At 64.7% G+C, this 21,639-nt stretch carries 17 protein-coding genes and 1 tRNA gene; 2 read left to right on the forward strand and 16 right to left on the reverse strand.

The window, feature by feature from the left end:
- Window positions 1-189: 189 nt before the first annotated feature.
- Together BOO69_RS09055 and BOO69_RS09060 are read right to left on the reverse strand one after the other, a co-directional pair.
- On the reverse strand, window positions 190-951 hold the full coding sequence (locus BOO69_RS09055; protein WP_335743939.1) for an NAD(P)-binding domain-containing protein: 762 nt from the start codon (window positions 949-951) through the stop codon (window positions 190-192).
- A 28-nt stretch (window positions 952-979) separates the two neighbouring features.
- Entirely contained in the window at window positions 980-3,025 is a 2,046-nt protein-coding gene (locus BOO69_RS09060) for an NADH:flavin oxidoreductase (protein ID WP_071971870.1), read from the reverse strand.
- A 114-nt stretch (window positions 3,026-3,139) separates the two neighbouring features.
- Here BOO69_RS09060 and BOO69_RS09065 point away from each other — a divergent pair, with 114 nt between their 5' ends.
- Window positions 3,140-3,775, forward strand: coding sequence for a TetR/AcrR family transcriptional regulator (locus BOO69_RS09065; RefSeq protein WP_071971871.1), 636 nt, complete (start codon window positions 3,140-3,142; stop codon window positions 3,773-3,775).
- A gap of 219 nt (window positions 3,776-3,994) precedes the next feature.
- Window positions 3,995-5,722: a sensor histidine kinase gene (locus tag BOO69_RS09070; protein ID WP_071971872.1), complete on the forward strand. Its 1,728-nt coding sequence runs from the start codon at window positions 3,995-3,997 to the stop codon at window positions 5,720-5,722.
- A gap of 111 nt (window positions 5,723-5,833) precedes the next feature.
- Here the strand turns inward: BOO69_RS09070 and BOO69_RS09075 are convergent.
- The 14 genes from BOO69_RS09075 to acuI all read right to left on the reverse strand — a co-directional run bounded on the left by BOO69_RS09075 (window position 5,834) and on the right by acuI (window position 21,517).
- Window positions 5,834-5,923: transfer RNA gene (locus tag BOO69_RS09075), tRNA-Ser, on the reverse strand.
- A 70-nt stretch (window positions 5,924-5,993) separates the two neighbouring features.
- Window positions 5,994-6,713 (reverse strand): alanyl-tRNA editing protein, encoded by a 720-nt coding sequence (locus tag BOO69_RS09080; RefSeq protein ID WP_071971873.1) that lies wholly within the window; start codon window positions 6,711-6,713, stop codon window positions 5,994-5,996.
- Window positions 6,710-9,169: a DUF3772 domain-containing protein gene (locus tag BOO69_RS09085; protein WP_071971874.1), complete on the reverse strand. Its 2,460-nt coding sequence runs from the start codon at window positions 9,167-9,169 to the stop codon at window positions 6,710-6,712. Before BOO69_RS09085 ends, BOO69_RS09080 begins: the two co-directional genes overlap by 4 nt.
- Complete coding sequence (locus BOO69_RS09090; protein ID WP_071971875.1) at window positions 9,169-10,203, reverse strand: cysteine synthase A; 1,035 nt, start codon at window positions 10,201-10,203, stop codon at window positions 9,169-9,171. Before BOO69_RS09090 ends, BOO69_RS09085 begins: the two co-directional genes overlap by 1 nt.
- A 15-nt stretch (window positions 10,204-10,218) precedes the next feature.
- Window positions 10,219-11,352 (reverse strand): NUDIX domain-containing protein, encoded by a 1,134-nt coding sequence (locus BOO69_RS09095; protein ID WP_071971876.1) that lies wholly within the window; start codon window positions 11,350-11,352, stop codon window positions 10,219-10,221.
- 4 nt (window positions 11,353-11,356) lie between these two features.
- Window positions 11,357-11,797: a TrgA family protein gene (locus BOO69_RS09100; RefSeq protein ID WP_071971877.1), complete on the reverse strand. Its 441-nt coding sequence runs from the start codon at window positions 11,795-11,797 to the stop codon at window positions 11,357-11,359.
- A 15-nt stretch (window positions 11,798-11,812) separates the two neighbouring features.
- Window positions 11,813-13,024 (reverse strand): SAM-dependent methyltransferase, encoded by a 1,212-nt coding sequence (locus tag BOO69_RS09105; RefSeq protein WP_071971878.1) that lies wholly within the window; start codon window positions 13,022-13,024, stop codon window positions 11,813-11,815.
- Window positions 13,025-13,081: 57 nt separating this feature from the next.
- Complete coding sequence (locus BOO69_RS09110; RefSeq protein WP_071971879.1) at window positions 13,082-14,506, reverse strand: cryptochrome/photolyase family protein; 1,425 nt, start codon at window positions 14,504-14,506, stop codon at window positions 13,082-13,084.
- A gap of 67 nt (window positions 14,507-14,573) precedes the next feature.
- Window positions 14,574-15,800: an aminotransferase class V-fold PLP-dependent enzyme gene (locus tag BOO69_RS09115; RefSeq protein WP_071973740.1), complete on the reverse strand. Its 1,227-nt coding sequence runs from the start codon at window positions 15,798-15,800 to the stop codon at window positions 14,574-14,576.
- 93 nt (window positions 15,801-15,893) lie between these two features.
- On the reverse strand, window positions 15,894-17,540 hold the full coding sequence (locus BOO69_RS09120; RefSeq protein ID WP_071971880.1) for a BCCT family transporter: 1,647 nt from the start codon (window positions 17,538-17,540) through the stop codon (window positions 15,894-15,896).
- Between the two features lie 117 nt (window positions 17,541-17,657).
- Window positions 17,658-19,322, reverse strand: a complete 1,665-nt coding sequence (locus BOO69_RS09125) for a BCCT family transporter (protein WP_071971881.1) — start codon at window positions 19,320-19,322, stop codon at window positions 17,658-17,660.
- A 255-nt stretch (window positions 19,323-19,577) separates the two neighbouring features.
- Window positions 19,578-19,997: an HIT family protein gene (locus tag BOO69_RS09130; RefSeq protein ID WP_071971882.1), complete on the reverse strand. Its 420-nt coding sequence runs from the start codon at window positions 19,995-19,997 to the stop codon at window positions 19,578-19,580.
- A gap of 51 nt (window positions 19,998-20,048) precedes the next feature.
- A complete protein-coding gene (locus tag BOO69_RS09135) occupies window positions 20,049-20,537 on the reverse strand; it encodes a hypothetical protein (RefSeq protein WP_156874901.1) in 489 nt (162 codons plus the stop codon).
- Entirely contained in the window at window positions 20,534-21,517 is a 984-nt protein-coding gene (gene acuI / locus BOO69_RS09140) for an acryloyl-CoA reductase (protein ID WP_071971883.1), read from the reverse strand. Before acuI ends, BOO69_RS09135 begins: the two co-directional genes overlap by 4 nt.
- Between the last annotated feature and the right edge of the window lie 122 nt (window positions 21,518-21,639).

The following is a 21,639-nucleotide window of genomic DNA, read 5'->3' on the forward strand; positions in this document are numbered from 1 at the left end:
GGACACACCGGTTCGGGGTCGTATTTTCGGGCATGTGGCGGCGGTGTCAGACGACGTCGCGTCCGTCTCTGCGTCGGCAGGAGAGTCGTCCCTCATTCCGCAAGACACCACGTCACCCGGCCAGGGCAGCGGCGCGCGGACAGGATCGCAATTCGGGCTCGTTTTGCGGCTGTGGTCCGGGCTTCAGGGTCATTCCCCACTCTCCAGACGATCCAGCCCGGCGCGCAGCGTCTCGCGCATTCCGCCCTGTTCGAGCGTCAGACGCAAGCGCTGGTTGTACCCGCCGGGCGTGTTCAGCGCCTCGACCAGCGCACCGACCGCGCTGCTTGCAAGGCTGGAGGAGATCAGGTGCCGCAGGAAGGCCTCGCCCGCCTGCCGGTCCGCGACCCGCGTGCCAAGCCAGCCCGCCGCATCCTCGGCCAGCCGCGCGACGGGGGACAGGACCGCCTGCGCGCAAAGATAGGCCGCGAGTTCCTCTTCCGTATCCACCGCGTAAACCGTGTTGGCAGACGCCACGATATCCTGCACCAGCGCGATGTCGCCCTGCGCGATCACCGGGGAACCGCCCGTCGCGATGCCGGGAAACGGCACCATGATCGCCGCCGCCTGCGCGGGTGCGACCATCGTGGCCACCTGCCCCAGCGTCGCCCCGGCCATCATCGAAATCACCTGCTGATCCGGGCGGAAAGAGAGCGGTGCAAGGATATCGGCCGCCACCTCCGCCATCAGGCCCAGAAGGACGACGTCGCTCCGGTCGATCACGCCCTGGTTGTCGGCAACGGTCACATTCCCGAATGCCTCCGCCAGCGCCTGCGCGTGGCGGGCGCTGCGCTCGGACACCGTGATCAGGTGTCCCTGTCCCGCGATGCCCCGCACCACGGCAGACGCGATCGTGCCCGTTCCCATCACGCCAATCCGCATCACCTGCCCCCCTGTCTGTCCGATGTTCATACCCTGCCCGGCACCCGCCTGAGCGCCCTCAGATGTCCTTCACCAGCCTCAGTGCGTCATAGATCGCGGCATGGGTATTGCGCGCGCTGACGGCGTCGCCGATCCGGTAAAGGGCGAAGGCCCCGTCGGGGTTGCGCGTAACCTCCTGCGGTCGGCCATCGATCAGCGCGTCGTAGTCCACTTCCCCGCCGTTCGACGACAGCGGCTTCAGGTCGAAATAGAGATCGTCCATCGGCAGGGTGCCGTAATTCACCACCACCTGATCGTAGGTCTTGTCCGTCTTCAGGTCGCTGTAATCGGTGCCGATCACCGCCCTGAGCCTGTTGCCGTCCCGCTGCACATCCAGCAGGCGGCGGGTGACGGTAAAGGTCACGTCCTTGTCCTGCAGCGACCGCATGTAGGGCACGAGGTTCATCGCCATGATGTCGGGGGCAAAGGTCCGGTCGGGGGTCATGATCTCGACCGTGCTGCCGGCATTGGCGGCAACCTCGGCTGCCATGAGGCCGGGGTGATCCCCGCTTTCGTCATAGACCAGCACGTTCTGGCCGGGCTTCACATCTCCGGAGATGATGTCCCAGGCGGTCACGACCAGGTCCTGTTCCTTGCCGGTTTCAAAAAGCTCTGTGTTCGGCAGGCCGCCAGTGGCGACGATCACAACGTCCGGGTTCAGGTCGGTAACCTCCTCGACTTCGGCCCAGGTGTTGAAGCGGAACTCGACATCGCGCGCGGCGCATTGCGCCATGCGCCAGTCGATGATGGAGATCATGTCGCGGCGGCGCGGGTTCTGCGCGGTCAGGCGAACCTGCCCGCCCGGATCGGGCTGCGCTTCGAACACGGTCACCTGATGGCCCCGCTCGGCGGCGACGCGCGCGGCCTCGAGCCCCGCGGGACCGGCGCCGACGATCACCACCTTCCTGCGCGTTCTGGCAGGCGCGATGGTGTGCGGCATGGTCAGTTCCCGGCCCGTCGCCGCGTTGTGAATGCATAGCGCATCACCCGCCTGATAGATGCGGTCGAGACAGTAGGTCGCGCCGACGCAGGGGCGAATGTCATCCTCGCGCCCTTCCATGATCTTCCTGACCACGTGCGGATCGGCCATATGCGCCCGCGTCATGCCGACCATGTCGAGCAGGCCTGCCGCGACGGCGTGGCGCGCGGTGGCCACGTCGGGGATCTTGGCCGCGTGGAAGGTGGGCATGCCGGTGGCCTGCTTCACCCGGCCCGCAAAATCCAGATGCGGCGCATTCTTCATACCCTGGACCGGGATCACGTCGGTCATCGCCGGATCGGTATGGATACGCCCCCGCACCACGTTCAGGAAATCGACCATGCCCGACGCGGCAAGCCGTTTCGAAATCTCGATACCGTCTTCTTCGGTGATGCCCCCGGCCTCTGCCTCGTCCGCCGTGTAGCGTAGCCCGACGATGAAGTCGTCCCCGACCCGCTTGCGGATGCCGCCAAGCACATCCATCAGCAGCCGCATCCGGGTGTCGAGCGTCCCGCCGCCATAGGGCCCTTCCAGGTCGTTGGTCAGAGGTGACCAGAACTGATCGAGCAGGTGGCCATAGACCTGCAGTTCGATCCCGTCCATGCCGCCCGCCTTCATCCGGTCGGTCGCATCGGCGAAATCGGTGATGATGCGTTCGATATCCCAGTCTTCGGCGCGCTTGGGAAAGGCACGGTGCGCCGGTTCGCGATGCTTGGACGACGACACGGAGGGCAGCCAGTCGCCCTTGTTCCACGCGGTGCGGCGGCCCAGATGCGTCAGCTGGATCATCACCGCGCAGCCGTGGTCGTGGCAGGCATCGGTCAGCTTCCTGATCCACGGCACGACCTCGTCCTTGTAGGCCAGAATGTTGTTGAATACCGGCGGGCTGTCCTTGGACACCGCCGCCGAGCCTGCCGTCATCGCCAGCGCCACACCCGCCTTGGCACGTTCCGCGTGATAGGCGGCATAGCGTTCCTTCGGCATGCCGTCTTCCGGATAGGCGGGTTCGTGGCTGGTGGTCATGATGCGGTTGCGCAGGGTCAGGTGCTTCAGCTGGTAGGGCTGCAGAAGGGGATCTTTGGACATGGCGTGGCTCCGGTTGGCAGGCGGACGATTCCAGAAATGTTCACATACGTCAATTTAATGTTCACCAGTGACGATTTTCTTGCCCGGAACGACGTGGCGCGGTAAAACGGCGACATGGATGCCAAGGTCGAACAGAACGACAGAAAAGGCGGGTGGCGCGGCTCGCGAGAGGTCTGGCTCGACGCGGCGCGCGAGGCTTTTGTCACGTCCGGGATCGATGCGGTGAAGATCCAGCCACTGGCCTCGCGGCTGAACCTGTCGCGGACGAGCTTTTACTGGTTCTTTCCGGATCGCGCGGCGCTGCTGGATGCCATTCTCGCCGATTGGGAAGCCACCAACACTGAAAGCATCGAACGCGCGACGCAGGAATATGCGGAAACCATCGCGGAGGCCGTGCTCAACCTGATCGGGGTCTTTCTGGATGGCGGCCCCTTCGAGACGCAGCTCGACCTTGCGGTGCGCGGCTGGGCCCATCAGTCCGATGAGGTCGCCGCCCGTGTGCAGGCCGCGGACGCCACCCGGCTGCAGGCCATCCGCACCATGTTCGACCGCTTCGGCTATGCCGCTGGCGACGCCGATGTGCGCGCCCGCACCGTCTATTTGACGCAGATCGGCTATATCTCGATGCACGTGCAAGAGACCATGAACGAACGGCTGGCCCGCGCGCCGGACTACGTTGCGACATTTACGGGGCGGACGCCGACCGGGCCGGAGATCGCCCGGTTCCGCGCACGTCACGAGGACCGATAATCAGCGCATCGCCACTGTTCGAGTTGTCAGAGGGATTGCACGTTCCGAACCACACCGATGGCGCGCGTGCATGCGCAGCAGCGCCCTTTATTCGCCATAATTGCCTGATTACCTGGCTGCGGCGCATTTTGGCCGTTCACGCATCGACGTGTTCTTCAGTAACGGCTTGTCACCACTTTAAACAGGTGAGTGAAACGCACGCAGAGGCGGATCTATGTAATGTTGACCAGGAGAAGCAAGCTTTCGTCGCAGATCTTCGCTTCCTTGTTGATCGTCTTCGGGGCGAGCCTGCTGGGCCTTGTCCTTGTCGGCCAGAACGCGATCAGTCTGGCGGACGGGACGTCCCTTGCACGGCAGGAGCGTTTCGCCGCCCGGCAACTCGAAACAGCGATCGAGGCCATTCCGCAACAGCAGCGCAGTTCGACCGTTTGGGACGAGGCCGTCGAGAAGACCCTCGAACGTGACGAAACCTGGCTCGACGAAAACCTCGGTGCGTGGATGCAGGACTATTTCGGGCACCACGAGAATTACATCCTCGATCAGACAGGTGCCCCCGTCTTTGCCTCCGTCTCGGGAGAAATACGGGTTCCCGCAAGCTACGCCGCCCGCGCAGAGGTCATCGCGCCCGTCGTCGCCCGGCTTCGCGATATCATGGCCCAGGTCAGCGTCGGGGAAGACGACCCTTACAAGTCGCTGGCCGAAGTTGCCGTCGTGACCCCCCTGCGGCTCAGCGACAAGGTGGCCATCGTCAGCGCCGTGCCCATCATCTCCGACTCGGGCGACATCAGACAGGTGCCCGGAACGGAAGCGGTGCATGTCGCCGTGCGCTACGTCGATGCGAAACTGGCCGGGGAAATAGGCCTGCCAATCGAACTTCCGGGTGCGGCTTTCCAAGCGTCACTCGCCAAGGGCCTGGCGGGCATTCCCGTCATCGGACCGACAGGCGACGTCCTTTCCTGGCTGACCTGGAAACCGGTGCGCCCGGGGACGGACCTGCTCATGACCATGCTGCCCGTGTTGCTGGCCGTGGGTCTGGCAAGTGCCACCCTGTTCCTCTGGATGGTCCGACGACTGCTGCGGGTTTCGAACCAGTTGCAGGCCAGAGAAGCGCAGGCACTTCTGGACGTCGCCGCCCTGAAACGGGCGAACCAGGCAGCCGAAGCCGCGGATCGCGCCAAGATGAACTTCATGAGCATCGTCAGTCACGAACTCAGGACACCGCTGACTGTAATCCTCGGCTACGCCCGTCTTGGCAAGAACTTGCGCCAGATGACATCCGCGCGGCGATTGGCAGACCAGCTTCAGCAGCGCCCTGTCGACGCAAACATTGTAAAAAGCGGGATCCATGAGGTTCTCCACTCCGCGGAAACCTCGATGGAAAAGATCGAAAGGTCAGGTGAACACCTTCTGTTCCTCGTCAATCAGCTGCTCGACTACGCCAAGATGGAGACGGGCCGGCTGGAGGTCGATCCCGAGATTTGCGACGTGCGGGACGTTCTCGAGCCTGTGGTGGAGCAGATGAGAATCCTGACCGAACAAAAGGATCTGCACCTGGAAACGCAGATCCCGCCCTGCCTCATGTTGGCGGATGTGACGCGCACGCGGCAGATCCTCATCAATCTGATGGGCAATGCCATCAAGTTCACCGACAGAGGCAAGGTCTCCGTCGTCGTCACGGAATCCAGCGAAAAGGTTCACATCGCCGTAAGGGACACGGGCGTGGGGATCGAGCCGCGAGAACTGGAGAAGATCTTCGAGGCGTTCCACCAGGCCGATCTCACGCTTTCGCGGAGTGCCGCCGGGACCGGCCTGGGCCTGTCCGTGGCAAAGGAACTTGCCCGCCTCGAAGGTGGAACCATCGACGTGCGCAGTGAAGTCGGCGTCGGCAGCACATTCACCCTTTCGTTGCCAAAGGAAACGCCGGCTGTCTGCGAACAGGCAGCCTGATAGTCGGGCCCAAGGCTCCGCATCGGGCGGCCTGGTTCTTTGACTTTGATGTAAGGCCGAAACCGACAGGGCCACGTCATCTCGAAGACTGCCGGAGCGCGGGATGGATCGTGGCGGAGAGACAGGGATTCGAACCCTGGAGACGGTTTCCCGCCTACACACTTTCCAGGCGTGCGCCTTCGACCACTCGGCCACCTCTCCGTGAGGCGCGGTTTAACGTGCGGAGCTACCGGGGTGCAAGAGATAAATCGCGGTTTTCCGGCCCCCGCCCTCAGGAGTCGAGGTGCAGGTATACCCGCCGGTTCTGACGGCCCTTGTTTTCGATCCGACCGAGGCGTAGCGCGCCGATCTCGCCGGTGCGGGCCACATGGGTGCCGCCGCAGGGTTGCAGGTCGATCGGGTCGGCCTCGTCGCCCACGCGCACCAGCCGGATCAACCCCGCGCCGCGCGGCGGCCGGACCGCCATCGTCTTGACGAGTTCGGGATGTGCATCCAGTTCCGCGCCGGTGATCCACCCATCGCTGACCCTGACGTCCCGGGCCACGTAGTCGTTCAGCGCCGCTTCGACGGCGTCCCTGTCCTGGGCCATTTCGGGCATGTCGAAATCCAGCCGGCCATGGGTCGCCGCGATCTGGCCGCCCGTGACGCCATAGGGGATCACGGCGGTCAACAGGTGCAGCGCCGTGTGCAGCCGCATGTGTCGGTGGCGCCGGTCCCAGTCCAGCACCTGAACCACATGCGCGCCCAGCGGGGGGAGCGGCACCGGTTCCGACGGCACAAGCACGATGCTCTCGCCCCGGCCCTTGATCGCGGTGGCCAGCGGGAGCCGCTGACCGTCCCAGTCAAGCCATCCGCTGTCGCCCGGCTGACCGCCACCCGTGGGATAGAACAGCGATCGGTCGAGCACGAGCCCGCCCTCTTCGGTGATCGCCTCGACGCGTGCCTTGGCTTCGCGGGCATAGGCGTCCCGCTGGTAGAGCGGTTCCGTCATGCGATCTCGTCGCCGGTGGCCGCGTCCCGCCCGCTGTCGGGGTCGTCAAGGTCGTCGGCGCGTGGCCGGTCGTTGGCGGTCGGCTCGCCCTGCCTCTCGGCGCCCTTGGACCCGGCGCCGTCATCGCGGGTGCGCAGCACCTCGGGGTTGCGCAGCCACAGGTCGCGCTGGGCAAAGGGAATCTCGATCCCTTCCTCGCGGAAACGTTCCGCGATGGCATGGTTGATGTCGTTCTTGACCAGCATCATCCAGTTCACGTCACGCAGGAAGCACCGGATCTCGAATTCCAGCGCGTCAGCCCCGAAATTCATGAAAAGGACGTTGGGTGGCGGGGTTGTCAGCACCATCGGCTGGTCCTCGGCGATCTCGCGGAGGATGGCGTCGATGCGCCGCGTGTCGGTGCCGTAGGCCACACCGACGGGCACGATCAGGCGGCCCACCGTGTTGCCACGGGTGAAGTTCGTCACCGTGCCGGACACGAGGTCGGCGTTGGGAACGATCACGTCGGTCCGGTCGAATGTCTCGATCCGGGTGGACCGTACCGAGATGTCGCGCACGTAGCCCATCTGGCCGCCGACCTCGATCCAGTCGCCTTCGGAAATCGGCCGCTCGATGAGCAGGATGATGCCCGACACGAAGTTCGACACGATGTTCTGGAGGCCGAAACCGATCCCGACCGACAGCGCCCCGGCCACGATGGCAAGCGAGCTGAGGTCGATCCCCGCCCCGGTGATTGCCGCCAGCGCGGCGAGGAAGATACCGATGTAGCCCAGACCCGACACGATGGCGTTCTGGCCCCCGATGTCGATCTTGGTCTTGGGCAGCACGTTGCCCCGCAGCGCGGATTGAACCAGCCGCGTCAGCACGTAGCCGATGGCAAAGATCACGGCGAACGTCAGGAAATCGACCGGCGAAATCCGGGTTTCGCCGACGGCAAAGCCACGGCCGAATGCCTGCCAGAGTTCGGTGAGGTCGGTGACACGCGCGCCCCAGACCAGCGCCAGCAGCGGCAAAACAAGCAACAGCAGCACGAGACCGAACAGCACGGCCATCAGCGTCTCGCGCGCCGCCTCGCCCTGCCCCGTCAACGCCCCGTAGAGATCGGCAAAGAAACGTTGCAGCACCATCACGAGGCCCAGCAGAACGAGGGTCATGATGTAGGGCGGCATCAGCGCATCCACCGCCTGGAAATATCCCGCCGCAAGCAGAACCGGCGACACGCAGCCGATCACCACGGCACCGGTGCCCAGCCCCCGCACCACGCGGCCAAGAGTGCTCGTGCGGACTTCGGTCAGCGTGCCGTCCGTGGCCGACGACGGTTCGGAATAGCCGCGCAGCAGGACACCGATGCGGTAGAGCATGAGGCTGGAGATCACCAGCCATGGGAATTCCAGCACGGACAGGGTGACCGGGGCGCTTTCGCCGGTCTTGAGGATCTGGCTGATCAGTTCCGTGATGATGATCATCACGGTGATCATCCCGATGTGGAAGCGCGCTTCCTTGCGTTTCTTCTGCGACAGCAGAAGCAGCGCCTCGTCGTCGTCGCGCGAGAAGATCCTTTCGGAAACCCAACGCACACCCAGCATGATCCCGCCAAGAAGGCTGATGATCAGCAGGATGTTCTCGCCCTTGGGGCCCAGCACCTCCGACGAAATCACCGCGAAGGCGAGTGCGACAAGCCCCGCTGCGGGCAGGAAGATCCGCAGCAGCGAAACCACGAAACGCCAGATGCCGAAGCCCCGCGCCCCGTGGCTTTGCAGCGAACGCACGATCATTTCCGCCCAGAAGCGGCCGCGCAGGATCAGGATCAGGCCAAGGACGAAAAGCGCCGCCACGACCGGCAGGTTGTCCCGCAACGCGGACCATGTTCGCGCATTCGCGGCATTGGGTGTCTCGTTGCGCAGCCCCGCGACGGCGGTCGTGAAGTCGGCAAGCGCCGGCTGCCAGTAAGCGGGGTTCAGCGGGGACGGCGTGACCGTCAGCAACTGCTGGGCCTGACGGTCGCGCAGAATGGTATCGATCTGGCCGATCAGACTGTCCGCGCGGACGAATTCCGTCTCGGCGCGCTGGACAGGCACCTGAAGCCGGCTCAGTTCCTCGTTCAGCGCATCGCGCTGGGCCGCGACATCGGGCGGCTCGGCGGGCGCGTTCTCGCCCTCGGGCGGGGGACCGAGCGCCGCGAGCTGCTCGCGGACCGTGCGGATGCGCGCGGAATTGATGCTGCGTGCGTTGTCGAACGCAGTGCGGAACTCGGCGATGCGGTTGCGCATCGCCATCAGCGTCTCGTCTGTGCCGCTGTTCTGATCGATCGCGTTCTCGGCTTCGCGCGCGATTCCTTCCCACCTGTCGAAGGACGGCACCGCGGACTCGAGTGTCGTTTCCTGCGCCTGCACCGTGCCCGTCACGAGGCACAGAACGACAGCCAGAAGCGTGAGGAATCGGGTCAGGAAAGGCATCAGATGTCCTCGAAGACACCCGGAATGGAGGCGGGTGCGCGATCGAGCCAGTCCGGCGTGGGCAGACCCTTTTCCCGAAGGAAGTCGGGGTTGAACAGCTTGGACTGGTAGCGTGTGCCGAAGTCGCAGAGGATCGTGACGATGGTGTGCCCCGGTCCCATTTCCCGCGCCAGCCGCATGGCGCCGGCCACGTTGACGCCCGACGACGCGCCCAGGCACAGGCCCTCGTGCTGCAGCAGGTCGAAGACGACCGGCAACGCTTCGGTATCGGGGATGTTGTAGCTGTAATCGGGCGTGAACCCTTCGAGATTGCGGGTGATGCGCACCTGCCCGATGCCTTCGGCGATCGAACCGCCCTCGGCTTCCAGCTCGCCCGTGGTGTAGTAGCTGTGCAGCGCCGCGCCGTCGGGGTCGGCAAGCGCGATCTTGACGCCCTTGGGCTGCAGCGCCATGGCGACACCCGCCAGCGTTCCGCCGGAACCCACGGCACAGCAGAAACCGTCCACCTTGCCGCCCGTCTGTTCCCAGATCTCGGGGCCGGTCGTTTCGATGTGCGCCTGCCGGTTCGCCACGTTGTCGAACTGGTTGGCCCAGATCACGCCTTCGTTCGTGGACTTGGCCAGCTCGTTGGCAAGGCGTTCCGAATAGCGGACGAAGTTGTTGGGATTGCGGTAGGGGGCCGCGGGCACCTGCACCAGTTCCGCGCCCGCAAGGCGCAGCATGTCCTTCTTTTCCTGGCTCTGTGTCTCGGGGATGACGATGACGGTCTTGAAGCCCATGGACGCGCCGACCAGCGCAAGGCCGATGCCGGTGTTCCCGGCCGTGCCCTCGACGATCGTGCCACCCGGCTTGAGCTCGCCGCGCTCGATCGCGTCGCGGATGATGAAGAGCGCCGCCCGGTCCTTTACCGACTGGCCGGGGTTCATGAACTCGGCCTTGCCGTAGATCTCGCACCCGGTCTCCTCGCTTGCCCTGCGCAGCTTGATGAGCGGTGTGTTCCCGATGGCCTGCGCCAAATCAGATGCAACGTGCATGGATGCCCCCAGTGGTTATGTCCCCTCCGGTGTATCCCCCGGGTCTGGCAACCTCAAGCGGTCCCTGTGCCGCGCCAGCCAGAAGGCCGCCAGCCCCAGGGGGGCATTCGCAGCGCCGAACCCCTCGACCAGCGTCATCAGCGCGTCGAAGGACAGCACGTGCGCGCGAATGTCCTCGCCTTCCTCCGGCAGGCCGCCGATGCCCTCGGCGGCATCCGGCAGATCCGCGATGCCGAGGAAAATATAGTAGAATTCCGTGGAGTTGCCGGGGCTTGCGTAAACCTCCGCGATCGGTTCGATCGCCTCCAGGGTCAGGCCCGCCTCCTCCTGAGCCTCCCTGATCGCGGCCTCGCGCGGGGTTTCGCCGGGATCGACATGCCCGGCGACCGGCTCAAGCTGCCAGACCCGCCGGTCGCCGCGCGCCAGAGGCCCCATGCGCATCTGTTCAACCAGCAGCACCCTGTCGCGGACCGGGTCGTAGGGAAGAACGATGGCGGCATCGGCAGAGATGAAGACCGCCCGGTCCTCCACTGGCGACATTCCGCCGTCGAAATGTTCGAACCGGACCTTCATGTCGTCGAGAGCGAAGAAATGCGCGTAGGACCGCCGACGGTCCTCCACCACCGTGCGCCCCGCTTTCGTCAGCGCGCCGTGCCGCGAGCGTGCCGCGTTCAGGCGGGACTGCGCCCGTTTGCGGATCATCGGAAACATCGCCGCGACCTCTGCCCGGTCCCGCTGGCCGAAGTACCCCATGACCTCGCGCGCCGCCTCGCAGCTCAGAGCGGCCCACCTGGCTTCCCAGGCATCGAGCGACCAGGCGCCGCGCGGTGTCCAGCGGTCCGGCTCGGGCAGGTAGACCTCGGCGCTCTGTCCGTCGGCCAGCATCATCTCGACCAGATCATAGGCGAAACTGCCTTCGTAGAAATCCAGCCGGGCGATGTCCGCATCGGTCAGGCCGCGCACCAGAAGACCTTCCGCCGCGCCGTCGGTGCTGGGAACGATCAGCGGGAAAGGCCCTTCGGCCGCGGCAAAGGTCGCGTAACCCGGCAGGACGGCGGCTTCGGTGTCCAGCCTGTCGGCGGGACGGCCGAGCACGATCGCAAGCAAGGGTTGATGACGCAGGCTGCCATAGAAGAACAGGCTTCTCATCTGGTCACTTCCACCGGTTGCCGGCAAATTCCGTGACCAGTCCGACCACGACGGCACCGATCACGAGCGCCACGCCGATCTGCACGGTCGCGATGATGACCGCGTATTCCGCGCCGATCTGGAACACGGCCACGATGGCCTCGAACGCGTTGTCGTAGCGGTTGCGCATCGCGAGGCGCACCATTTCATTCGCGGCCTGCACGCCGATCCCCCACAGCATCAGGACGAAGACCCCCGTCAGCCCGTTGTTGATGGCGGCGGTCGTGCCCCGGCCCGCGCGGGGGCCCATCACGATCCATCCGCACGCAAGCCCGAGGAAGATGTTGACGGGAATGAAGTATCCGAAATCCGTGCTTTCCGGCATGAGGGGCATCACCATGACCGAAATCACGTAAGCCAGAACCGCGAGCGAAAAGGCGGCGACAAGTCGTGCGGCGGTCGGCATTTCGGTTCCTTCAGATCACCCCGGTCGCCTGATCGTAATCTGCGTCACGTCGCAATTGCCACTGTCAAATGTCGCGGCGCAGGAGGTGAGGTAAAAATTCCACATCCGCCGGAACCGCTCGTCAAAGCCCATCGCCTTGATCTCATCCCACTTCTGGTTGAATGTCTCGTGCCACCGGCGCAGCGTGATGTCGTAGCTCTTGCCGAACTCGACCGACTTGTCGACGATCAGGCCCGCTTTCTCGACCTGTTCGCGCAGGATCGGGGGGCTGGGCAGCATCCCGCCCGGAAAGATGTACTTCTGGATGAAGTCGACGCCGCGTTTGTAGACCGGCCAGCGGCGGTGATCGACGGTGATGATCTGGAGCGTCGCCGCCTTGCCGGGTTTCAGCCTGTCGCGGACGGTGCGGAAGTAGACCGGCCAGTATTTCTCGCCCACCGCCTCGAACATCTCGATGCTGGCGATGCCGTCGTAATGGCCCCGCTCATCCCGGTAGTCCTGAAGCTTGAACTCCACGAGGTCCGAAAGACCCGCCTTTTCAATGCGTTCCTTGGCATACTTGAACTGCTCCGCGCTGATCGTCAAACCGGTCACGCGCAGCCCACGCTCCTTTGCGGCGTACTCCGCGAAACCGCCCCAGCCGCAGCCGATCTCGAGCACGTGATCGCCGGGCTGAACGCCCATCTGGTCCACCATGCTGCGGTACTTTTCGATCTGGGCCGCTTCCAGCGAAGCCTGCGCGCCGTCCTGGAACAGGGCCGATGAATAGGTCATCGTGTCGTCGAGCCAGAGCGCGTAGAAATCGTTGCCCAGATCGTAGTGATAGCTGATGTTCTTGCGGGCCTGGCCCCGGTGGTTGCGTTGCAGCCAGAAGCGGAACTTCTCGAACGCCCGCACCAGCCCCTGACCCGGAAAGCCGTCATAGACATTCTCGTTGCCCGCATGGACAAGGTCCATGAAGGCCTGCAGATCGGGCGTGGACCAGTCCCCGTCGAGGTAGGCATCGCAAAAGCCCAGGTCTCCTTCGCGGATCAGCCGGGCGAAAAGCTCGTCGCTGTGAATGTGCAGTTCAGCCACCGGACCGGGGTTTGCGCCCTCGGCGCGGAACACGCGGCCGTCCGGCAGGTGAAAATCACACCGTCCGTTCTGCATCTGCTGTGCCATGCCGAAAACATGGGCGAAGTATCGTGGCAGGCCTTTCTGGCCCTCGGTACTTGTATGGATCATGTCCACTCCACCGGATTGACCGTCCGATATTAGCCGGAGCGGCGGGATTCACAATTGCTAAAAGTCTCGGTTCTCATAGGCTTGCAGGGCGCGATGGCGTCCGTCAGAGGCGCTGACGATGGGCTCGGGATAATCGTCGTCGGGTGACAACCCCCAGTGGCGCGGCATCGCGTCGAAGAACTTCAGCGCGTCTTCGTGCGGGTTGGCGCGCCCTTCGGCGATCCAGCGGCTGACATAGCTGCGATCCTTGTCGAAACGGTCGATCTGCGTTTCCGGGTTGAACACGCGGAAATAGGGTGTGGCGTCCGGCCCCGAACCGGCCGACCATTGCCACCCCATCGCGTTGCTTGCCGGGTCCCAGTCGATCAGGCAATCCTCGAACCAGTCGAGGCCGATGCGCCAATGCGTCAGGAGGTGCTTGGTCAGGTAGCTTGCCACGATCATCCGGCCCCGATTGTGCATCCGTCCGGTCACGTAGAGTTCCCGCATGGCCGCATCGACGAAGCGGATGCCCGTGCGCCCCCTCTTCCAGGCCCAGACATCCCCCGCGCGGGCATCGTCCTGCCACGGAAAGGCGTCCCAGTCCTCGCGCCAGTTATCGGTCAGGATGCGCGGTGTATGGTGCATGAGGTGATAGGCGAACTCGCGCCAGACCAGTTCCTTGAGAAAGGTCTCCGCCCCGGCCTTGCCCTCTTCGCGGGCGCGCAGACCCGCGTGCCAGCACTGGTAGGGCGAAATCTCTCCCAACGACAGGTTTTCCGAGAGGTTCGATGTGCCGTCCGCGCCGGGGATGTCGCGGCTTTCGTCGTAGCCTTCGACGATATGCGCCATGAAGCTGCCCAGTCGGGATTGCGCAGCACTTTCACCCAGCCGGACGAAGGGCCTGACGACATCCGTGCCCCGGTCCATCGCGGCGCCCATGTTCCAATCCTCGAGCGCATCACTGTCGGGCCAGCTGTCGGGGGCGGGAATCGTGCCCGGCGTGCTGCGGGGCGCGTCGACGTCCCTGCCCTTCACGTTGTTCCAGAACGGCGTGTAGACCTTGTAGAAGTCGCCCTGCTGCGTCTCCACAGTCCAGGGTTCGAACATCAGGTGACCTCCAAAGGAGCGCGCCTCGACGCCCTTCTGCTTGAGCGTGTCCTTGATGCGGCTGTCCCGCGCCACGCTGTCGGGGTCGTAGAGCCGCGACCAGAAGACGGCCCCGGCGCCGGTCTGCTCTATCAGCTTGTCCAGTGCCGCCTGCGCGTCGCTTTCCCGCCGCAGGATCAGGCGGCTGGACTTGTCCCTGAGGGTTTCGGCCAGATGGCCCAGCCCCAGTCCCAACCGCCATTTCGGCGCGGCCTTCAGCCCTTGGGAGAGGGAATCGTGGATGAACACGGGGATCACGGGCCGCCCGCTTTCACAGGCAGCCGTCAGGGCCGCGTGATCGCTCAGCCGCAGGTCGCGGCGGAACCATACCAGGATCGGGGTCTTGTCGCTCATGTCACCGTTCGTGTTGTTCGCTCTCTGGGAGAGTTAGGTCAGACACGGGTGAAGCAAGGCTTTGGTTTCACAAAACATCGTCGAGCGCGTTCAGCAGTTGATCCATCTCGGCCTGCGACGTGTAGTGGGTGAAGCTCAGCCGCAAGACGCCCTTTTCCGAGTCGACGCCCATCGCGCGCAGCGCGCGACCGGCATAGAAGTCACCGCCCCCCGCCATGATGCCGTGCCGCGCGAGATCGGCGGCCACCTCGGCCCCCGGACGGTTCAGGGCCAGCGCCACGGTCGGCGCGCGGTGCGCCGCGGTATCCGGTCCGATCAGGCGCACGGAATTGCGGCTTTTCACGGCGTCCAGCAGCGGTTGCAGCAGCGCGGTCTCGTGCCCGCGCATCAGGTCGTGCACCGCCCCGGCCCGCTTGACCGGTTCGGCGTCGCCGCCCAGATGGTGGCGATACGCGGCATCGACATAGTCCGCCATTCCGGCGCAGGCCGCGATCTGCGCGTGGTCCGGCCCGGCGGGCGTGAAGCGTTTGTAGAGCGTGCCGCCGTTGAAGGCATGGCCCTGATTGGGCAGCAGGTTGCCCAAGGCCCGGCGGATCACCATCAGGCCCTGGTGCGGGCCGAAAGTCTTGTAGGCCGAGAACAGGTAGATATCGGGCCCCAATGCGCCGACGTCGACAAAGCCGTGCGGCGCGTAGGACACGCCGTCGACACAGACGAAGGCACCGGCGGCATGGGCCAGCGCGGTGATCTCGACCACGGGGTTCACCTGCCCCACGACATTGGAACAATGCGGAAAGCAGACCAGCCTGACCTTTTCGTCCAGCAGGGTCTCAAGGTCGTCGGGGTTCAGCGCGCCGGTTTCCGGATCGACACACCATTCGCGAACCTCGATGCCGCGGTCGGCCAGTCGCCGCCATGGGCCTGAATTCGCCTCGTGGTCCTGGTTGGTGACCACGATCGCCTCTCCTGCGTCCATCAGCTGGCCGAAGGCCTGCGCCAGCACGTAGGTGTTCTGTGATGTCGAGGGACCGAAGCTCAATTCGTCGGTGTCCACGCCCAGAAGTGCTGCGAGCCGTTGGCGCGCCTCGTCCATCTCGGCGCCGGCAAGCTGGCTGGCCTCGTAGGGCGCGTAGGGCTGCACTTTGCGCTGGGTGTAATACCGCGTCAGTCGGTCGATGACCAGCTGGCAGGTATAGGACCCGCCGGCATTCTCGAAAAAGGCCTGCCCCTGCAGCGAAGGTTCTGCAAAGGCGGGAAATTGTGCGCGCACCCAGGCGGTATCAAGTCTTGTCATGGGCGCAGAGTTCGCCGCAGGCGTCCCCGAGGTCAAGCCAAAAGAAAAGGGGCGCCCCGAGGGGCACCCCTTCCGTCACGGCGCGTTGCGCGCTCAGCGCGTTTCGGCGCGTTCGCTTTGCAGGCCGCGGAAGATGCAGAAACACATCAGCAGCAGCACGATGGTGAACAGCAGGCCCGTGGAAATGACCATGGACTGCAAGGCAGCCAGCCCGCCCCCGAGAAGCAGCGCGATGGCGACTGCGCCCTCGAAGATGCACCAGAAGACCCGTTGCGGCATCGGCGCGTCGATCTTGCCCCCTGCCGTGATCGTGTCGATCACCAGACTGCCCGAGTCCGACGAGGTGACGAAGAACACGATGACCAGCACGATGCCGATGAACGAGGTGATTGACGCCAGAGGCAGTTGCCCCAGCATCTGGAACAGCTGGCGCGGCAGTTCCGCGTCCTGTGCACCGGTGAAGCCATCGGTCAGCACCTGGTTGATCGCCGTGCCGCCGAAGATGGACATCCACACGACGCAGACCATGGAAGGGATCAGCAGCACGCAGATCACGAATTCACGCACCGAACGGCCACGGCTGACGCGGGCGATGAACATCCCCACGAACGGCGACCAGCTGATCCACCATGCCCAGTAGAAGGCCGTCCACCCTTGGGAGTAGTTCACGTCTTCCCGGCCGAACGGGTTGGACAGCGCCGGCAGGTATTCGACATAGGCCTTGAGGCTGTCCCAGAAGAACGCCAGCAGGAAGGCCGTGGGCCCGACCAGCAGCGTGAACACCGCCAGCAGGAAGGCAAGCCCCATGTTGACCTCGGACAGGATCTTCACCCCGCCATCAAGGCCCCGCACGACCGAAACCAGGGCGACGGCCGTGATCGCGGTGATCAGGATCACTTCCGTCGTGTTCCCGATCGGGATGCCAAACAGCTCGTTCAGGCCGGCGTTGGCCTGGGTCGCCCCGAAACCAAGTGAGGTGGCGAGACCGAAGAGCGTGGCGAAAACCGCGATGATGTCGATCACGTGGCCCGGCCAGCCCCAGACACGCTCGCCCAGCAGCGGATAGAACGCCGAACGGATGGTCAGCGGCAGACCCTTGTTGTAGGTGAACAGCGCCAGGGCCAACGCGACGGTCGCGTAGATCGCCCAGGGGTGCAGAGCCCAGTGATAGATCGTGGCGGCCATCCCGAGGCGCACCGATCCGGGCTCATCGCCGGTGGCGGCACCTAGCGGGGCCCAGTCCGTTCTCAGCCCGTTCTCGCCGACCGCGGTTTCCCCGAAGGATGTCGAGAAGTGGGTCAGCGGCTCGGACACGCCGTAGAACATCAGGCCGATGCCCATGCCCGCGGCGAACAGCATCGCGAACCAGCCGAGATAGGTGTAGTCGGGCGTCGCGTCGACGCCACCCAGCCGGACCGAGCCGAAAGGCGTGACGATCAGCAGAAGCGCGAAAATGACCACGAGGTCCGCCGATCCGATGAGGAACCAGTCGAAGTTCTTGGTGGTGAAATCGAACATCGCGGAGAATGCGCTCGCGGCCTGATCGGGCAAAGCCAGCGTAAAGAACACGAATGCGACGATCGCGATCGCGGATACCGCGAAAACCGGGTTGTGGATGTCGAATCCGAAGCGCCCGAACGAGCCGTCGATGTTATCCTGACCGATCTCGTACTCGGTCTCGATCACATCCGCTGCGCCCTCGGGCACAGGAATGCCGTGGTTTGTGGTTTCATCAACCATCTTGGTCCCCCTTTTTCCTTTTGAACCGGAATGAGTAGCAGGCAGAGCCTGAAAGGCAACCCGGTTTCCTGGCGGCGGGCCTGCCCACCGGGCAGACCCGCCTTTGGTTTCAATGTTTTACTCGGCCGGCATCGCGTCCACGTCGTCCGAGTAGGTATCCACGCCCGAGGCCAGCCGCTTGCTGTCGTTGTAGATCGCCTTGATCAGAGAGATCGCCATCAGCACCATCACGAGCGAGAACGGCAGTGCCCCGATGACCATCGCGGTCTGGATCGCGCCGATGCCGCCGATCAGCAGCAACGCCGCCACCACCGCCCCGAGGGCCACCCCCCAGAAGATGATATGCGGGCGGGCCTTGGGCCCTTCGTCCCCGGCCGCGTTGATCGTGTTCACGATCAGCACCGCCGAGTCCGCCGAGGTCACGAGGTAGGTCATGAGCAGGACCACGATGATCACGGCCATGAGCCACCCCAACGTGCCGCTGCCCAGCAGGATGTCGGTCATGGCAAAGATCTTGCCGCCGTCGGTCGCCTCGAAGATGCGGCCTCCCGCCTCGCCGGTCAGCTCAAGGTCGATGGCCGTACCGCCCGCCCATGCGAACCACACGAAGCACATCAGCGCCGGTACGATGACCGCACCCAGCACGAATTCGCGGATCGTGCGCCCCCGGCTGATGCGGGCAAGGAAGAGCCCCACGAAGGGCGCAAAGGCAACCCACCACGCCCAGTAGAACACCGTCCAGGACCCCTGCCACCCTGCCAGATCCATATCCACGGGGTTCTCTCCGCCGTAGACGGTGAACATCATGCTCGGCAGGGCGATGACGTATTCCCACGTTCCGACGAAAAGCGCCCAGAGCCCGAAGAATGTGGAGCCGAAGATCAGCAGGAAGCCCAGAAGGAAGATCGACAGGACCATGTTGATGTTGGAGAGCCACTTGATCCCCTTGCCGACGCCCGACAGCGCCGAAAGGGTCGAGGCCCCCATGATGACGACGATGGAAAAGATGATCCCCGTCGAGGACGGCTGCCCGTCCACATCGGTCAGCCAGTCGCCGATGCCGATCCGGCTCATCCCGTCGACGAACTGGTTCACCCCGAAGCCGAGCGTCTGCGCGACACCGAGAATGGTCGCCACGACCGCCACGATGTCGATGATGTGGCCCGCCGGACCGGACAGTGATTTGCCGAACAGGGGCGTCAGCGACGACCGGATGGTCAGGGGCAGCCCCCGCCGGTAGGCGAAGTAGCCCAGCCCCAGCCCCGCGATGGCATAGGAGGCCCAGGCGGTGAATCCCCAGTGCAGGTAGGACCACTTGTAGGCGTTCAGGATGTTGTCTTCTCCCCGCGCGCCCGCGAAGCCCTGGATCACGTCGGGGTTGTTGCCGAAATGATAGATCGGTTCCGCCACCGCCCATGTCAGCATGCCCACCCCGATGCCCGCGCCGAACATCATCGAAAACCACGAGAAATTGTCGAATTCCGGCTTGTCGTCCGGCAATCCCATCTTGAGCCTGCCCGCCGCCGGCCATGCCGCCAGCACAATGCAGGTGATCACGAACAGCGCCATGACCCACACGTACCAGGTGGCAAAGTTCGTCAGGATGAAGCCGTTGAAGTCGGACAGGATCCGTCCGGCCTGCTCGGGGAGGGCGACGGCCCAGATCACGAGCAGACCGATGATGATCTTTGCCGTTACCGTCACGTCAACGCTGAAGCCCCGATAAAAACCGCTGTCGGCGGTCTTGATCGGCAGCTTCATCAATGGAGGTTTGAGTGCCATTTAATGTATCCCTGTCATATTGTTATGAGTCAAAGCCTATGATCCGCGACCAAATCGGCAAAGCAAAAGGAATCATTTCAAAACAGGGGCTTGCCGCGAACGCCCCCGTCCGGGCGATGTCGTGTCGCCGGTTTCGGCCTTCGCGCCATAGGTGTGGGGAAGGACGAAGCCGGTTTTCGGCCCCGTCCCTTGCCGCATCTGTCACGAATAGGGTCGCGAATGGTGTGCGATTCGCGGGATCCGCGGGCGCGCCGCCTAGTCCAGTGCCGCCGCGATCCGTTCGGCGTGGCCCTTGATCGCGTCCATGTCGCCCTGCTGACCCGGCGGGCGCATCTGCACGCCCTCGTGGCGCGGATGGACGTGGAAGTGCAGATGGAACACCTCTTGGCCGCCCGCGGTTTCGCTGAACTGCTGGAGGGTGATGCCATCGGCGTCGAACGCCTTTTTCACGGCATTCGCCACCTTGCTGACCGTCGCCATGCAGGCCGCAAGCTGGGCCGGGGTCGCATCGAGAATGTTGCGGCAGGGTGTCTTGGGAATCACGAGGCAATGGCCGTCGGTGCGCGGCATGATATCCATGAAACACAGGGTCTCATCGTCTTCGTACACCTTGAAGCTCGGGATCTCGCCACGCAGGATCTTGGCAAAGATGTTCTGGTCGTCGTAGGCCGTCATCGGGGTCTCCTGAAGTCGTTCGCCATGTTGTAGGATGATCGGCCCGCCGCGTCACCCCTTGCGCAACTTCCATTCGGCGAGACGCAGCAGACCCCGTGCGTAGACCCGATGCAGCGGCGTGAAAAGGTGGACGGCGCGCGGCAGCCCGTCAGGACCGTGCGCCACGACGGCGGAGCCGAACAGAAGTCGGGTCACCCCGCCCTCCTTGGGTGCTACGGCAAGCCACGATCGTGTCGCACCACGGGTATCGCACAGCAGGATCTGCCCTTCGCCGCGCGTCTCCACCTGCCAGACGGCAAAGCTGTCGGCGCCCGCCGCAAGCGCGGCCACCTCGGCATCGCGGATCGGGCGGCGCAGCACCGCGGCGAGCACCAGCCGCTCCAGCCGGAACAGCCATGTGGTGTAGAAGGCGGTGATGAACTCGCCCAGGTCGGCACGGCCCGGAAACATCACCTCGTAGCAGTCGGTATAGGTGGCGCCCTGCCCCACGTAGCGGGACAGGGACGAGTCGCGCGGCACCGGGACCGCGCGCGGAATCATGCCTTCACGTCAACGACGACCCGGCCCTTGACCTGGCCCTTCAGGATGTCTGCGCCAAGCTTGGGCAGATCACCCAGTGTCGCGGGCTGAACCATGGACTCGAGCTTGTCCATCGGCAGATCCTTGGCGATCCGTTGCCACGCACGCAGGCGGTTGTCATAGGGCTGCATCACGCTGTCGATGCCCAGCAGGTTAACGCCGCGCAGCAGGAAGGGAATGACCGTCGCGGGCAGAGCCGCGCCGCCCGCCAGACCCACGGCGGCGACGCTTGCGCCGTATTCCATCTGGCCCAGCACCCGGGCAAGCATGGCGCCCCCTACCGCGTCGACGCAACCGCCCCATGTTTCGCCCTCGAGCGGGCGCTTGGTGGTTTCGTTGATCTCCTCGCGCGGCACGATCCGGCTGGCACCAAGGCTCTTGAGGTATTCTTCGGTTTCCGGACGGCCCGTGACGCCCGCGACCTCGTGGCCGAGATTGGCCAGGATCGCCGTCGCGACCGAGCCGACGCCGCCCGCCGCACCGGTGACGAGCACGGGGCCTTTCCTGATGCCGTGATCCTCCAGCGCCATGACCGCCAGCATCGCGGTAAAGCCGGCAGTGCCCACCGCCATGGCCTGACGCGTGTCCAGTCCGTCGGGCAGCGGCACCAGCCAGTCGGCCTTGACCCGCGCCTTCTGGGCATAGCCGCCCCAATGCGCCTCGCCCACGCGCCATCCCGTCAGGACAACCTTGTCACCCGGCTTGTAGCGGTCGTCGTCCGACGCCTCCACCGTGCCGGCAAAGTCGATCCCCGGCACGTGCGGATAGTTCCGCACCAGCCCGCCGCCCGGCCCGATGCACAGACCGTCCTTGTAGTTCACGGTGGAATATTCGACCGAAACCGTCACTTCGCCTTCCGGCAGATCGTCGATGCCGATCTGCTCCACCGCGGCAGAGGTCTTTCCTTCGTCGTCCTTGCTGACGATCAGTGCATTGAACATGTTACGTCCTTTCCGGGCATTTCACCCTGTCTGAGCCAGGTTTGGCTGGCCTGCGTCCACGCGGCCCCGATGCGGGCTCAGGGCGACAGATTGGCCCTTGCATCCCATCCCGAGGGGCGGAT

The sequence above is a fragment of the Sulfitobacter alexandrii genome (genome assembly GCF_001886735.1).
Classification (GTDB): Bacteria; Pseudomonadota; Alphaproteobacteria; order Rhodobacterales; family Rhodobacteraceae; genus Sulfitobacter; species Sulfitobacter alexandrii.

Coding starts and splice junctions, on each gene's coding strand:
- BOO69_RS09120 (WP_071971880.1), bottom strand. CDS start 17,540: ATGGTTGATGAAACCACAAACCACGGCATTCCTGTGCCCGAGGGCGCA.
- BOO69_RS09100 (WP_071971877.1), bottom strand. CDS start 11,797: ATGCCGACCGCCGCACGACTTGTCGCCGCCTTTTCGCTCGCGGTTCTG.
- BOO69_RS09080 (WP_071971873.1), bottom strand. CDS start 6,713: ATGACGGAACCGCTCTACCAGCGGGACGCCTATGCCCGCGAAGCCAAG.
- BOO69_RS09095 (WP_071971876.1), bottom strand. CDS start 11,352: ATGAGAAGCCTGTTCTTCTATGGCAGCCTGCGTCATCAACCCTTGCTT.
- BOO69_RS09110 (WP_071971879.1), bottom strand. CDS start 14,506: ATGAGCGACAAGACCCCGATCCTGGTATGGTTCCGCCGCGACCTGCGG.
- BOO69_RS09135 (WP_156874901.1), bottom strand. CDS start 20,537: ATGATTCCGCGCGCGGTCCCGGTGCCGCGCGACTCGTCCCTGTCCCGC.
- BOO69_RS09130 (WP_071971882.1), bottom strand. CDS start 19,997: ATGACGGCCTACGACGACCAGAACATCTTTGCCAAGATCCTGCGTGGC.
- acuI (WP_071971883.1), bottom strand. CDS start 21,517: ATGTTCAATGCACTGATCGTCAGCAAGGACGACGAAGGAAAGACCTCT.
- BOO69_RS09060 (WP_071971870.1), bottom strand. CDS start 3,025: ATGTCCAAAGATCCCCTTCTGCAGCCCTACCAGCTGAAGCACCTGACC.
- BOO69_RS09055 (WP_335743939.1), bottom strand. CDS start 951: ATGAACATCGGACAGACAGGGGGGCAGGTGATGCGGATTGGCGTGATG.
- BOO69_RS09125 (WP_071971881.1), bottom strand. CDS start 19,322: ATGGCACTCAAACCTCCATTGATGAAGCTGCCGATCAAGACCGCCGAC.
- BOO69_RS09070 (WP_071971872.1), top strand. CDS start 3,995: ATGTTGACCAGGAGAAGCAAGCTTTCGTCGCAGATCTTCGCTTCCTTG.
- BOO69_RS09065 (WP_071971871.1), top strand. CDS start 3,140: ATGGATGCCAAGGTCGAACAGAACGACAGAAAAGGCGGGTGGCGCGGC.
- BOO69_RS09105 (WP_071971878.1), bottom strand. CDS start 13,024: ATGATCCATACAAGTACCGAGGGCCAGAAAGGCCTGCCACGATACTTC.
- BOO69_RS09090 (WP_071971875.1), bottom strand. CDS start 10,203: ATGCACGTTGCATCTGATTTGGCGCAGGCCATCGGGAACACACCGCTC.
- BOO69_RS09115 (WP_071973740.1), bottom strand. CDS start 15,800: ATGACAAGACTTGATACCGCCTGGGTGCGCGCACAATTTCCCGCCTTT.
- BOO69_RS09085 (WP_071971874.1), bottom strand. CDS start 9,169: ATGCCTTTCCTGACCCGATTCCTCACGCTTCTGGCTGTCGTTCTGTGC.